The 13252-nt window shown below is 73.7% G+C and carries 12 protein-coding genes; 7 read left to right on the top strand and 5 right to left on the bottom strand.

Annotation, left to right across the window (positions count from 1 at the left end):
• Positions 1–856: 856 nt before the first annotated feature.
• Positions 857–1063 carry a cold-shock protein gene (locus ACBJ59_RS31535; protein WP_139637865.1) on the top strand — a complete coding sequence of 69 codons (207 nt, stop codon included), beginning with the start codon at positions 857–859 and terminating at the stop codon, positions 1061–1063.
• A gap of 76 nt (positions 1064–1139) precedes the next feature.
• Here ACBJ59_RS31535 and ACBJ59_RS31530 read toward each other — a convergent pair whose 3' ends face one another.
• Positions 1140–2420 carry a PP2C family protein-serine/threonine phosphatase gene (locus ACBJ59_RS31530; RefSeq protein WP_375113843.1) on the bottom strand — a complete coding sequence of 427 codons (1281 nt, stop codon included), beginning with the start codon at positions 2418–2420 and terminating at the stop codon, positions 1140–1142.
• Between the two features lie 417 nt (positions 2421–2837).
• Between ACBJ59_RS31530 and ACBJ59_RS31525 the strand changes: the two genes are divergently transcribed.
• The 3 genes from ACBJ59_RS31525 (at position 2838) to ACBJ59_RS31515 (ending at position 6889) form a co-directional block, all read left to right on the top strand.
• Positions 2838–4433: an FAD-dependent oxidoreductase gene (locus ACBJ59_RS31525; RefSeq protein ID WP_375113842.1), complete on the top strand. Its 1596-nt coding sequence runs from the start codon at positions 2838–2840 to the stop codon at positions 4431–4433.
• A gap of 110 nt (positions 4434–4543) precedes the next feature.
• Complete coding sequence (locus ACBJ59_RS31520; RefSeq protein WP_375113841.1) at positions 4544–5755, top strand: cytochrome P450; 1212 nt, start codon at positions 4544–4546, stop codon at positions 5753–5755.
• A 39-nt stretch (positions 5756–5794) separates the two neighbouring features.
• Positions 5795–6889 (top strand): Glu/Leu/Phe/Val dehydrogenase dimerization domain-containing protein, encoded by a 1095-nt coding sequence (locus ACBJ59_RS31515; RefSeq protein ID WP_375113840.1) that lies wholly within the window; start codon positions 5795–5797, stop codon positions 6887–6889.
• On the opposite strand, the gene ACBJ59_RS31510 is transcribed toward ACBJ59_RS31515, so the two are convergent.
• The 3 genes from ACBJ59_RS31510 to ACBJ59_RS31500 all read right to left on the bottom strand — a co-directional run bounded on the left by ACBJ59_RS31510 (position 6865) and on the right by ACBJ59_RS31500 (position 9764).
• Positions 6865–8034, bottom strand: coding sequence for an FAD-dependent oxidoreductase (locus tag ACBJ59_RS31510; protein ID WP_375113839.1), 1170 nt, complete (start codon positions 8032–8034; stop codon positions 6865–6867). The genes ACBJ59_RS31515 and ACBJ59_RS31510 overlap by 25 nt on opposite strands.
• Entirely contained in the window at positions 8034–8549 is a 516-nt protein-coding gene (locus ACBJ59_RS31505) for a fumarylacetoacetate hydrolase family protein (RefSeq protein ID WP_375113838.1), read from the bottom strand. The genes ACBJ59_RS31510 and ACBJ59_RS31505 overlap by 1 nt, the downstream gene beginning before the upstream one ends.
• 96 nt (positions 8550–8645) lie before the next feature.
• The gene (locus ACBJ59_RS31500) at positions 8646–9764 is read right to left on the bottom strand and encodes a cupin domain-containing protein (RefSeq protein ID WP_375113837.1); all 1119 of its coding nucleotides are present in this window, start codon (positions 9762–9764) and stop codon (positions 8646–8648) included.
• Between the two features lie 75 nt (positions 9765–9839).
• Between ACBJ59_RS31500 and ACBJ59_RS31495 the strand changes: the two genes are divergently transcribed.
• Entirely contained in the window at positions 9840–10583 is a 744-nt protein-coding gene (locus ACBJ59_RS31495; RefSeq protein ID WP_375113836.1) for an IclR family transcriptional regulator, read from the top strand.
• Positions 10584–10631: 48 nt separating this feature from the next.
• On the top strand, positions 10632–12188 hold the full coding sequence (locus ACBJ59_RS31490) for an amidohydrolase family protein (RefSeq protein ID WP_375113835.1): 1557 nt from the start codon (positions 10632–10634) through the stop codon (positions 12186–12188).
• 124 nt (positions 12189–12312) lie between these two features.
• Here ACBJ59_RS31490 and ACBJ59_RS31485 read toward each other — a convergent pair whose 3' ends face one another.
• On the bottom strand, positions 12313–12600 hold the full coding sequence (locus tag ACBJ59_RS31485; RefSeq protein WP_375113834.1) for an SDR family oxidoreductase: 288 nt from the start codon (positions 12598–12600) through the stop codon (positions 12313–12315).
• A 94-nt stretch (positions 12601–12694) separates the two neighbouring features.
• On the opposite strand from ACBJ59_RS31485, the gene ACBJ59_RS31480 reads away from it, so the two are divergent.
• A complete protein-coding gene (locus tag ACBJ59_RS31480) occupies positions 12695–12913 on the top strand; it encodes a hypothetical protein (protein WP_375113833.1) in 219 nt (72 codons plus the stop codon).
• Positions 12914–13252 lie beyond the last annotated feature (339 nt).

Below are 13252 nucleotides of genomic sequence, written 5' to 3'. Positions count from 1 at the left end.
CCGGCGGCGCTCACGCTTGCCGCGCGAGAGTTCGGTGGCCAGCGCGTCCAGGCGCTGGCTCCAGAACCTGTGGAGGCGCTCCAGCCAGATGTAGGCCTCCCGTGGTGGCGTGAGACGGCGTACGGGTGCCGCTCTCGCACCGCTGCACCTCGTACGGCACCGACAATCTCACTCTCGACTTATATAAGTCAAGGGTGAATAAGAAGCCTCCGGTGCCCGGGGAGCGGGCGGCGCCTGCGCGGGGATCTGGTCGGCGGGCGAGAGGGGAGAGTCGATCGGCCGGCACGGCGCGCCCAGCAGTGCCGCTGTACGGGCGGCGGGCCGAGGGCTGGATCCGTTCCTGTCGCGCGACCTCCAGTGGTCCCGGCGCCTGGATCTCCCCGGAACTGGATAAATGCGGGAATAGTGCGATTCATCGAATGTCATGGCGCCGTCTTGGCCGTTCCCGCCGCGCCGCGAGCCCGCCTCCAAGTCGGCGCCGACGGCCGGCGCCGAGTGGCGGGTGGGCCGGTGCGGCCCCGCCCTCCGGCGGAAGGGTTCGTCGGCGGCGGCGATGGGGCCGGGCGGTCGGCTGGGGCGGGTGTGCCCGCCAGGGAAAAAGCGCGTAAATCACCGCAAAAATCTCATACCACGCAACGACAAAACTGATCCGTCTCCTACGCCGTGCACGGCGGGCGTGTGCTAGCCTGTTGGGCGTTGCAGTTGTGTTACCCATAAAGACTTTTTGTGCGCCTGAGCAGTGCTTGGGTTTCGGGCGCGTTTTGTTTGCCGGTCATTTCCGGATGGGCTCATCGCGGCGACACGGAATCCGCGCAGTGCGAATTTCGTTTTCCTGCACTATCTCAAGGAGATTGACATGGCAACCGGAACCGTGAAGTGGTTCAACTCGGAAAAGGGCTTCGGCTTCATCGCGCAGGACGGCGGCGGCGCCGACGTCTTCGCTCACTACTCCAACATCGTCGCCAACGGCGGCTACCGCGAGCTCACCGAGGGACAGAAGGTGTCCTTCGACGTCGTCCAGGGCCAGAAGGGCCCGCAGGCGGAGAACATCGTGGCCGCCTGACCTGGCGCATGCCATGAGGGAGCCGGGCTCGTACCTACGGGCCCGGCTTCTTCGCGTGTAGACCAGGCCCGTTCCGTCATGCGGTCGGCCGTTCGTCCGGGAGCTGCACGGCCAGCAGCGCGATGTCGTCCTCGTTCGCCTTGTCGGCCAGGGTGATCAGCTCGTCGCAGATCGTCTGCACGTCCGCGCCGGCCAGCGTGCCCGCCTGCCTGCGCAACCTGGTCATGCCCCGGTCCAGCGGCTCGGTGCGGCGCTCGATCAGCCCGTCGGTGTAGAACAGGACCGTCGAGCGCGGCGGCAGCGCCTCGACCGCGTCGGCACGGGAGAAGGTCGGGTCGAGGCCGAGCAGCGCCGAGCGCCCCTCCTCCAGGAACCGGGTGCCGCCGTCGCGGGTGATCAGCAGGGGCGCGGGATGACCGGCGTTCGCCCAGCGCAACTGCCACGGGCCCGTCGCAGGGCCCTCCAGATGGGCCAGCACCATGGTGGTGAGCAGGTTGCCGCCCACTCCGCCGAGCACCCTGTCGAGGTGGGACACCACCTGGCTCGGCTTCTCGCGGCCGTCGAAGGCCAGCGCCCGCAGCATGTTGCGGACCTCGCTCATCTGCGTGGCGGCGGTGATGTCGTGGCCCTCCACGTCGCCGATCACCAGGGCGGGGGTGCCGTCGGAGAGCCGGAACGCGTCGTACCAGTCGCCGCCCACCTGCGACGACTCCCGGGCGGGCAGGTAGCCCGCCGCCAGGCGGAGCGGGCTGATGTCGGGGAGCCTGGGCAGCAGGGAGTGCTGGAGCCGGGTGGCCATCTCGTGCTGCAGGCCGTACAGGCGGGTGTTGTCGACGGCGAGGGCGGCGCGATGGGCCAGATCCTCCACGATCGGGACATCCGCGTCGGTCAGGGGCGAGCCCGGTTCGAAACGGGCCAGGGTCAGCGCGCCGAGCGCGTTGCCGCGTACGCGCAGCGGGGCCACGATCGCGGAGTCGGCGGCCAGCACGCGCCGCAGCCGCGTGCGCGCCTCCCCGAGCTCGACGTCGGCGGGGGTGGTCCCGGGAGCCGTGAGCAGCAGTGCGCCGGACGTGCGCAGGATCGGCAGGAGGAGGTCCTCCAACTCCAGGGGCAGCGGCCCGGTCTTGCTGTGCAGATGGGCGAAGCGCGTCTCCGGGCCGCTCATCGCCACGCTGACCCGCCGCACCGTCTCGCCCTCGACCAGGTCGACCGCGCACCAGTCGGCCAGACGGGGCACGAGGATCCTCGACAGCCGCCGCAGCGCGGTGTCGCCGTCGAGGCTGCTGGTCATGGCCAGGGAGGCCTCCGAGAGCACGCTCAGGTAATCATGGATCTCCAGCCCCATCACCGCCTCCATCCCACCACGATCATTCCATGGCCACCGGGCGGGGAGACGCGACCCGCGAGCGGGATCCGGTGGCGCGACACGGATCGGATCCCCGAGCGACCTCCTGCGCCTTGGCGTGCTTGCCCGCCATGGGCCGGGTCGTGGCCGTCCGCCGCTCGCTCGCGCCATGGGCGGGGTTGCGGTCGGCCGGCCCGTGGCCACGCCGAACGGGCGCCGGTCGAGGCGCCGGGGGCGGCGCCACGCCGAGCGGGGCGCCGGTCGAGGCGTCGGGGCGGAAGGGCAGCCGCAGCCCTCCGGCCTGCAAAGACCAGGGAATGATCACCGCTGCCGGGCTACGGGGCGGCGCCGCCGGGGTAGGCCCACACGGGCCGGAAGCCCGCCACGGACGAGCGGGCGCGCGTGCTCGCTCGACGGGGGAGTGGCCTTGTGAAAGTCGTCGTCGACCTGACGCGCTGCCAGGGATACGGGCAGTGCGCCTTCCTCGCGCCGGACGTCTTCACCATCCGGGACGAGTCGCTCCTGTACGACCTGGACCCCGGCGACGAGCATCGCGAGCACGTGCTGCGCGCGACCGCCGCCTGCCCGGTCCAGGCCATCCACCTCGACCGGTCGGAAACGCTGCCCGTCCCGCCGCAGGAGCGCCCGCCGGCCGGGCGGAGCGGCGACGGCCGCATCGTCATCGTCGGGGGCTCGTTGGCCGGGGCCCGGGCCGCCGGCGTGCTCAGGCGGGAGGGCTTCACCGGGCCGCTGACGGTGATCGGCGGCGAGCGCCACGAGCCGTACGACCGGCCGCCGCTGTCGAAGCAGGTCCTCACCGGGCAGGTGCCGTTCGACCACACCATGTTGCCCCGCCTGCGCGAGGTCGAGGCCGAGTGGCTGTGGGGGACCAAGGCGACGGGTCTGGACGTGGCGGGCAAGCGGGTCCGGCTGGCCGACGGCCGCGAGATCGCCTTCGACCGGGTCCTGCTGGCCACCGGCACCCGCGCCCGGCCCTGGCCGAACGAGGCCGAGGCCGCGCTGGAGGGCGTGCACACGCTGCGCACCCTGGAGGACGCGGCCCAATTGCGCCAGGCGCTGGCCGCCCGCCCGCGCCGGGTGCTCATCCTCGGCGCCGGGTTCACCGGCTGCGAGATCGCCTCCGTCTGCCGCGAGCTGGACCTGCCGGTGACGGTCGTCGAACGCGGCCCCGCGCCGCTCGTCAACGCCCTGGGCGGCGTGATCGGCGACGTGGCGGCGCGACTCCAGCGCGAGCACGGCGTGGACCTGCGGTGCGACACGACCGTCACGGCCCTGGGCGGCGACGCGGACGGGCGGCTGCGCGGGGCCCGCCTGTCGGACGGCAGCACGGTGGAGGCCGAGGTGGCGGTCGTCGCGCTCGGCTCCATCCGCAACGTCGAGTGGCTGCGGGACTCGGGCCTGGCCGCCGGCGTGTGGGGCGTGGCCTGCGACGCGGGGTGCCGCGCCGTGGACACCAACGGCCTGGTCACCGACGACATCTTCGTCGCCGGCGACATCGCGCGTTTCCCGCACCCGCTCTACCAGTACCAGTTCATGACGCTGGAGCACTGGGGCAACGCGGTCGCCCAGGCCGAGATCGCCGCCCACAACATGGTCAGCGACCAGGCCCACCGCTGGCCGCACCTGTCGGTGCCGGTGTTCTGGTCCAGCCAGTTCGGCGTCAACATCAAGTCGGTGGGGGTGCCCACCTTCGCCGACGAGATCACCATCACGCAGGGCTCGACGGACGAGCGGCGCTTCGTCGCCGTCTACGGGTACCAGGGGCGTGTCACGGCGGCGGTCACCTTCGACCAGGGGATGTGGCTGGAGTTCTACCAGCGGCTGATCGAGCGGGCCGCGCCGTTCCCGCCCGAGTTCCGCCACGTCGACCAGCGCGGGACGGCGGGGCCGGTGCCGGCGCGGGTGCCCGAACGGCTGGTCGCCACGGCGGGGGCGACCGTCGTGGTGACCGGGCACGACCCGGCCGAACGCCGCGCCTCCCTGCTGCACACCCCGCACAGCTGACCCCGATCGCCGGACAGCAGAGAGCCCGGACAGCACAGCGTTCAGACAGCACGGCGTCCAGAGCACAGCGTCCCAGACAGCACAGAGCCCAGGCAGGAGTGATGCGGGCCATGACATCGCAGAGCGTCTTCGAGCGGATCCTCGATCCGGCCGGCCGCGCCGATCCCTACCCGCTGTTCGGGCAGCTCCGCGCGACGCCGGTGGCGCGGCAGGAGGACGGCACGTACGTCGTCAGCACGTACCGCGAGATCGTCGAGCTGCTGCACGACCCGCGCGTCAGCTCCGACCGCCGCAACCTCGCCTCCGCGGCCGAGCCGCCGGATCGCTCCCCGGCGTTCATCGGGCTCGACCCGCCCGAGCACGACCGGCTGCGCCGGCTGACCATGCGCCACTTCGGGCCGCCGCATTCGCCCGGCCTGGTCGACGGGCTGCGGCCGGCGATGCTGCGGATCACCACCGACCTGATCGACGGCATCGCGGGCAAGCGCCGGGCCGACCTCGTCGACGAGGTCGCCTACCCGCTGCCGGTCGCGGTGATCTGCCGGGTGCTGGGCGTGCCGCAGGAGGACGAGCCCCAGTTCCACGCGTGGGCCGACCAGATCATCGAGACGCTCGGGCCGGGTGAGGAGGATCGGGCCGAGCGGGAGCGGGAGCGCCAGGCCGTGTCCAAGCAGCTGGAGGACTACCTCGCCGGGCTCGCCGAGGTCCGCCGGGAGCGGCCGGGGCAGGACCTGCTGTCCGGGCTCGTCACGTACCGGGGGCCCGACGGCGCCATGACGCCGCAGGAGGTCGTCTCCACCTCCGTGCTGCTGCTGATCGCCGGCCACGAGACCACGATCAACCTCATCGCCAACGGCATGCTCACCCTGCTGCGCCACCCGGACCTGCTGCGGCGCGTCCGCGACGAGCCGGGCCTGGTCGTCCCCACGGTCGAGGAGCTGCTGCGCTACGAGCCGCCCGTGCAGATCGTCTCCTCGCGGATCGCCCTCGACGACATCACCATCGCCGGCACCACCATCCCGGCCGGATCGCCCATCGTCCTGGCGCTGGCCGCGGGCAGCCGTGACCCGGCCCACGTGAGCGACCCCGACCGCTTCGACCCCTGCCGCCCTCGCAACGAGCACCTGGGCTTCGGCGGCGGCGTCCACTACTGCTTCGGCGCGCCGCTGGCCCGGCTGGAGGCCCAGATCGTGCTGGCCGAGCTGGTCCGCCGGCTGCGCGATCCCCGGCTCGTCGCCGACCCGCCCCCGTACCGGCCGAGCCCCGTCCTGCGCGGGCCGCGGCACCTCCTCGTGGACTACGACGGCGTCGATCCCGCGTGAGAGGGTGAACGCGTTCGTCGACGCGCACGAGGAGCACAAATGAAGATCGTGGAGTTGACCTCGGTCGATGGGTACATCGCCTTCGACCTGGACTGCCCGTTGAGCGCGGGAGGCACCCGCCTGGCCCCCGACGTCACCCGTCACGAGGCCGAGCTGCTGGCGCGGGCGATGACGTACAAGTTCGCCGTGCTCGGCGAGCGGATCGGCGGGGCCAAGGCGGTGCTGCGGGCCAAGCCCGAGGAGCGCGCCGAGACGGTGGCCCGATACTGCCGGGAGATCGCCCCTCTCGTGGCGAGCAACGCGTTCCTCACCTCCTCCGACCTGGGCACCCGCACGGAGGACTTCGCCACGCTGCCCGGCTACCGCGCGGACTCCGTCATGCACCAGGAGGCCGACGGCGCCCTGCTCGACACGACGGTGACCGGTCTCGGCGTGGTCGCCGCCGCCGACACGGCCCTCGGCGGACTCGCCGGGCGCACGTTCGCCGTCGAGGGGTTCGGCAAGGTGGGCGGCGCCGTGGTGCGGGAGGCCGCGCGGCGGGGGGCGCGGATCGTCGCCCTGTCCACCGTGTACGGCTGCGTGGCCGACGAGTCGGGCCTCGACGTGGCCGCGCTGCTGGAGCTGCGCGCCGAGCACGGGGACGCCTGCGTCACCCGGCTCGGCCTGCCCGTCCTGCCCGCCGGGCAGCTGTACGAGGTGGCCGCGGACGTCCTGGTGCCCGGAGCGAGGACCGGGACGCTGAACGCCGCACGAGCCGCCCGGGTGCGCGCCCACGTGGTCGCTCCGGCGGCCAACGTCCCCTACACCCCCGACGGGCTGCGCACGCTGCGCGAGCGGGGAGCCGAGCCGCTGGCGGACTTCGTCTGCGGCGCCGGGGCGACGATCGGCTACCTCGCCGAGCTGGCCGGGCGGCTGACGGACGCCGACTCCCTGCGGGACCTCGTGGCGGAGAAGGTCGGCCTGCTCACGGCCACGGCCCTGGAACACCCCGGCGGCGCGTTCGCCGGCTCCCGCGCGCTGGCAGAGGAGTTCCTGGCCGCCTGGTGCGAGCCCGGCGGGCTGCCCGGCGGGCCGCCGCTCGCCCCGGAGCAGGCCGTGGACGGCCGGGGTCAGGCGTACAGCCAGTCGACGTAGGTGTAGTCACGGGGGTCGCGCACGCGGAACAGCTCGTTGCGCAGCAGCCGGCCGACGCCGTCGACGTGCCACATGTCTCCCCAGATCCGCGCGGTGTCCTGCACCCGCGCGGTGCGGACGGTGCGCTCGGCCTCGTAGCTCTTGAGCGCGCCGGCCAGGTCCGGCTGCGCCCCCAGCTCGGCGGCCAGGCAGTACGCGTCCTCGATCGCCTGGCACGCCCCCTGGGCGAGGTACTGCAGCATGGGATGGGCGGCGTCGCCGGTCAGCACCAGGCGGCCGTCGGTCCAGCGGGAGATCGGCCGCCGGTCGTACATCGGCCAGCGCCGGTCCCGCCACAGGGACTTCAGGCTCCCGCGGACGGCCGGGTCGCAGCCCGCGAAGGCCGCGTCGAGCTCCTCCGGCCCGCCCCAGTCCTCGGCTCCCGGCTCGTAGGACGGCGACCTGAAGACGGCGACGGTGTTGAGGATCTCGCCCCGGCGCAGCGGATAGCGCACCAGGTGGCAGCCGGGGCCGAGGTGCACGACCACGTTCTGGGCGGTCTCCGCGTCCAGGTCGCGGTCGAGCTCGGCGACGGGGAAGGCGCCGCGGTAGGCGACGTAGCCCGAGCAGATCGGCTCGTCGTCGCTGAACCTGGCCCGCAGCCGGGAGCGCAGTCCGTCCGCCACGACCACGAGCCCCGCCGCGTGCTCGCCCAGGGAGCTGTGCACCACGGCACCGTCCGCACCGGGGACGGCGTCGAGCACCGCGCAGTCGGGCACCAGCTCGACGCCGGCCCGCACGCAGGCGCGGGCGAGGATGTCGAGCAGGTCGCCGCGGTGGATGACCACGTACGGCGCGCCGAAGCGGGTCTCGAAGGCGTCGTCGAGGTCGAGGTGGGTCAGGTCGGTCCCGTCGAGGGCGTCCTTGAACAGCAGCCGGCGCGGGGTGACGCCGGCGTCGAGGACCTCCGGCAGCAGGCCCCATTCCTTGAGGATGCGGGTGGCGTTGGGCGCCATCTGCAGCCCGGCGCCGACCTCGGCGAACTCCGGAGAGCGCTCCAGGACGCGTACGGCGTGCCCGGCCCGGGCCAGGGCGTAGGCGGTGGCGAGGCCGCCGATGCCGCCGCCGGCGACCACGACGTCGACGGGCGCGTAGGGGGCGTTCATCAGTGCCGTCCTTGTCCGTTCGGGTTCACAACCAGGGCCCCAGCACGTGCGGCCGGGCGGCGCGGCCGGTCAGCCAGGCCGCCAGGCCCGCGGCAGCGGACCAGGTCGACCGGCGAGAACACCAGGTCGGAGGTGTCGGCCCGCTGCATCACCGCGCCGTCCACCCGGCAGGAGATGGGCAGGGCCGGGCGTACCCCGCCGGGCAGCTCGTCGGGGGTGACGAGCACCGGGCCGAGCGGCGTGGTGCCCTCGAACGTCTTGCCCTGCAGCCACTCCTTGGTACGGAACTGCCAGTCGCGCATGGTGACGTCGTTCATGACGGTGAACCCGGCGACCGCCGCGGCCGCCTCGTCCTCCGAGGCCCGCCGTACCGTCGCGCCGATCACGACGGCCAGCTCGGCCTCCCAGTCCACGGCCGACGACTCGGGGGCGAGCTGGATGTCGTCATGGGGACCGATGAGGGCCTCGGCGTACTTGGCGAACAGCGTCGGGTGTTCGGGCAGGTCGCGTCCCATCTCCAGCGCCCACGTCGGGGAAACCGAGGTCGACGTAGCCGCCGGCGTCGAGCCTGGCCGCGCGGGTGCCGTCGCCGGTGCGGATGGTCGCGAGTCTCACCGGGGGTTCTCCTGGTCGTCGGCGCGGTACAGGTTCAGCTTCTCGAAGATGGGGGTGTCGCTGAACCGGAACAGGTCCAGCCCCCGGCCGGTGGCCAGCGTCAGCGGCTGCCAGGACGGCACCACGAACAGGTCGCCGCGCTCGACCTGCCACGTGTGCCCGGCGACGGTGACCTCGCCGGTGCCGTCGAACACCTGGAAGACCGACGAGCCGACCTCGCGGACGGCGGCGGTGGCGGTGTCCGGCGCCAGCCGGTGGAACTCGGTGCGCACGGTCGGCATGACGTCCCCGCCGGTGGTGGGGTTGACGTAGCGGACGGCGGCGTGGCCCGGCTCCGTCGTCGCGCGGTAGCCCTCGGCCTCCAGCGTGAGCTGCTCGGCCAGTGCCCGGTCGGTGTGCTCCCAGCGGTAGGCCAGCAGCGGCGTCGCCGGCGTGGGCCGCAGGTGGGTGAGGGGCCGCAGCCCGGGGTGGCCCCAGAGCCGCTCCGAGCGCGAGCGCTCCGGCGCCTCCCGGGTCTCCACCGCGTCCGGCCCGAACTCGAAGAACGTCGAGTCCCCGAAGTACTGGAACGGGATGTCCAGGCCGTCGATCCAGGCCATGGGCCGGTCGGTGATGTTGTGGTGGCCGTGCCAGTGCCAGCCGGCCTGCGGCAGGAAGTCGCCGCGGCGCATGGCGACGGGGTCGCCGTCCACGACGGTCCACACGCCGTCGCCCTCGACGACGAAGCGGAAGGCGTTCTGCGTGTGGCGGTGCACCGGGGCGTCCTCGCCCGGGTTGAGGTACTGGATCGCGGCCCACAGCGTGGGCGTCGCGAACGGGCGGCCGCCCAGGCCCGGGTTGGCCAGCGCGATCGCCCGCCGCTCGCCGCCGCGCCCCACCGGGACCAGCTCGCCCGCCCGCTCCGCCATCGGCAGCAGCGCGGTCCACCGCCACAGGTGGGGCACCGCCTTGGACCTCGGGGACAGCGGCATGAGGTCGCCGATCTCCGTCCACAGCGGGATCAGCATCTCCCGCTCGAAGCCGCGGTACAGCGCCTCCAGCTCCGGCGTGCGCTCGGGCTGGTCCGCGGCGTCGGACGCGACGACGGCCACCGGAGAGCCAACGGGAAAGGTCATGGGCCAGGGCCTTTCGTGGGGTCGGAGGGTTTCAGGATGTCCTGCTTTCTGCCCTCCGGATAAGCTCTTTCTGCTATGAGGAACAAACCGCCGTACGCGCTGTCCTCCGTGGACCACGCGCTGCAGCTCGCCGCGCTGCTGCAGCAGGAGGGCCCGATGCGGGTGACCGACGCGGCGGAGCGGCTCGGGGTGGCCGTCTCCACCGCCCATCGGCTGCTGGCGATGCTGGTCTACCGCGACTTCGCCGAGCAGGGCCCCGACCGGCGCTACCGGCCGGGCAAGGTGCTGCGCCCGGCCGAGACCACCGGGGCGCCGGTGGCGCTGCTGCGCGAGCTGGGCCTGCCCGAGCTGCGGACCCTGGTGGAGCGCACGGGGGAGTCGGCCAACCTCGTGGTGCCGGCCGGGACCGAGGTGCGGTTCATCGCGACGGTCGAGTCGCGGCAGATCCTGCGCGTCGGTGACCGGGTGGGCCGCTCGCTGCCCGCGCACCAGGCGTCGGGAGGCAAGGCGATCCTGGCCGCCCTCCCCGCCACGGACGTGACGGCCCTGTACGACGGGGACGCCACGGTCGACCTCCCCCGGCTGCGCCGGGAGCTGGCGCTGGTGCGCAGGCGCGGCTTCGCCGTCAACGACCAGCTCACCGAGACGGGCCTGACGGCCATCGGCATGGCGGTCAGGGGCCCGGCCGGAACGCCCCTGGCCGCGGTGTCCCTCGCCCTGCCCACCGCGCGGTTCGACCGGGACGAGCTGCCCGGATGGGTGAGCGCGATCTCGGCCGCCGTGACCCGGATCCAGCTGGCCCTGGCGCAGCGGTCCTGAGGCCGGCTGCCCTAGGGTGAGCCGCATGAACAGAGCGCTCGGTGCCGGATGACGCCGGAGAAGGCCCCGTACGACGTCCTGATCGTCGGCGGCACCCTGATCGACGGCACGGGCGCCCCGCCCCGCCGCGCCGACCTCGCCGTCAAGGACGGCCGCGTCGCCGCGATCGCCTCTGACCTGGGGGTCTCCGGGGGGCCGGTCGCGGACCTCGTCATCGACGCGAGCGGGCTGGCCGTCGCGCCCGGGTTCGTCGACCTGCACTCGCACGCCGACTTCAGCGTGCTCGACGCGCTGGACGCCGAGGGATGCCTGCGGCAGGGCGTCACCACGCTCGTCACCGGCAACTGCGGCCTGTCGCCCTTCCCCGCCGAGCACGGCCCGCTGCGCGACCTCGACCGGTTCGCCGCCGCCGTGGACGCCGCCCGCCCGGCGGTCAACCTCGCGCCGCTCGTCGGCCACGGCGCCCTGCGCGCCGCCGTCATGGGTCAGGAGCGCCGCCCGGCCGAGCCGGCCGAGCTCGACCGGATGCGGGAGCTGCTGGCCGAGGCGGCCGGGCAGGGCGCGTTCGGGCTCTCCACCGGCCTGATCTACGCGCCCGGGTCGTTCGCCGGCACCGGCGAGGTGGTCGCGCTGGCCGCCGAGGCCGCCAGACACGGCCTGCTGTACGCCACCCACATGCGCGACGAGGGCGACCGGCTCGTCGAGGCCGTCGAGGAGGCGCTCGGCACGGCCCGCGCCTCAGGTGTGCGGCTGCAGATCTCCCACCTGAAGGCGATGGGGCCGGCCAACCACGGCAAGGTCGCCGAGGCGCTGGCGATGATCGACGCGGCGGTCGCCGAAGGGGCCGACGTGGCCTGCGACGTCTACCCGTACACCGCCTCGTCGACCACGCTGACCTCCCGGCTGCCGGGATGGGCGCTGGAGGGCGGGACGCCGGCGCTGCTGGAGCGGCTGGCGGACCCGGAGGCGCGGGAGCGGATGCTGGCCGAGCTGCGGCCCGCGGTCGGCCGTACGTTCCTGCCGGAGGGCGTCGTCATCGCCTCGCTCCCGCCCGGCCCGTACGCGGACCGCGCCGGCGACAGCATCGCCGACCTGGCCAGGGACGGCGGCGTCGAGCCCGCCGTGGTCGTGCTGGACGTCCTGGCCGCCCACCAGGCCCAGGTCATGATCGTCAACCACGCGATGGCCGAGCGGGACGTGGACGCCGTGCTGCGCCATCCCAGCAGCGCCGTGGCCAGCGACGGCTGGGTGCTCCGGGCCCCCGGCGACGGCCACCCCCATCCGCGCAACTTCGGCACCTTCGCCCGGGCGCTGGGGCACTACGCGCGCGAGCGCGCCGTAGTCCCGCAGGCCGAGGCGATCCGGAAGATGACCTCGCTGCCCGCCTCCCGCGCCGGGCTCACCGACCGGGGGACGGTGGCGGCCGGGCAGATCGCCGACCTGGCCGTGTTCGACCCGGCGGCGGTCGCCGACCTGGCGACCTACGCCGATCCCTGGCGGTACGCGGAGGGGATGCGGCACGTCCTCGTGTCCGGCGTGCCCGCGCTCCAGGACGGCCGGCTCACGGGCGCCCGGCCGGGCCGCACCCTGCGTCGCGCCAGCTGATGTCACGTCTGATATCACATGCTCGGAGGGAGGGGGTTTGTTCCCTCGCGGCGAGTTCGGCGGACATCATTTTGCGCAATATATGCTGCATGACAGCGAATAAAGCGAAATCTTGCTCCTGCGGTCACGGCTCTTCCTGCTCGTGCGCCAGCGGCTGCAGCTGCGGCTGCAACTCCTGAGCCACGACGCCCTCATCAGCCGCTGGATCCGATGAGGCCCCGGTGCGGGCCGTGGCGGTGACGCCGCCGTCGACCAGCGGATCGGCCCCGGAGACGTAGCTCGTCGCGGGGTCGAGCAGGAACGCGGCGGCGGCCGCGATGTCACCGGCGGTGCCGGCGCGCCTGGCGTTGGAAGCCTCGATCATCGCCTTCGCGCCGGCGCCGTGCTCGCCGCTGAGCACGGACTGTCCCATGGGCGTGGCGATGACCCCGGGGCTGATCGAGTCGACCCCGGGCGCCCCTGGCTCCCCAGGTGGTGCTCGCGGCCCGGACGCGTAGCACGTCGGCGTGCCTTGGACGGGGGACGACCGGCGCGGCCATGCCGACGACCCGTCAGAGATCCCCCACGACCCCGTGGCGGCCTTCCTCGCCGGCGCTCCGCTCGGCAGCGTCCTCGGCCGGCTGCGCCGTGGCTGCCCCGGCGCCGCGCGGCGGATGCGCGCCGCGATCCGGCCCCTGCTCCCCGGTGCCGCCACCGCGGCCGGAGCGGTGCCGGTCGCCCAGTGACGGCTGCTCCGTGCGGCGGTGGTCGCGCCGGATCCAGGTGACGACGCGGGGGCCGGTCGGCCGGCCGGGCCGATCCCGGCGGATCCGGGTCGTGGACGGTCGGTCCGCTTCCGGGCGGGGGCACCGGGGGCGGCGGGGCCGTGGGAGATTCATTCGGGCCTCCTCGAATCTTGACGGTTGCCAGGATCCGCCTCCCCGACGTACTTTGTCTATGACTTAGGCTAAGTCGGCTATAAACGGGAGGAGGCGTCATGCGAAGGGAACCCGGTAAGTGCCCTCCACCCGCGCGTGCGCCTCACCGTTCATGGAGGATCTCGAACGGGCCGGGAAACCGGCCCG

The sequence above is a fragment of the Nonomuraea sp. MTCD27 genome (assembly GCF_041950495.1).
Taxonomy (GTDB): domain Bacteria; phylum Actinomycetota; class Actinomycetes; order Streptosporangiales; family Streptosporangiaceae; genus Nonomuraea.
This window is presented reverse-complemented; position numbering and strand designations above follow the sequence as displayed.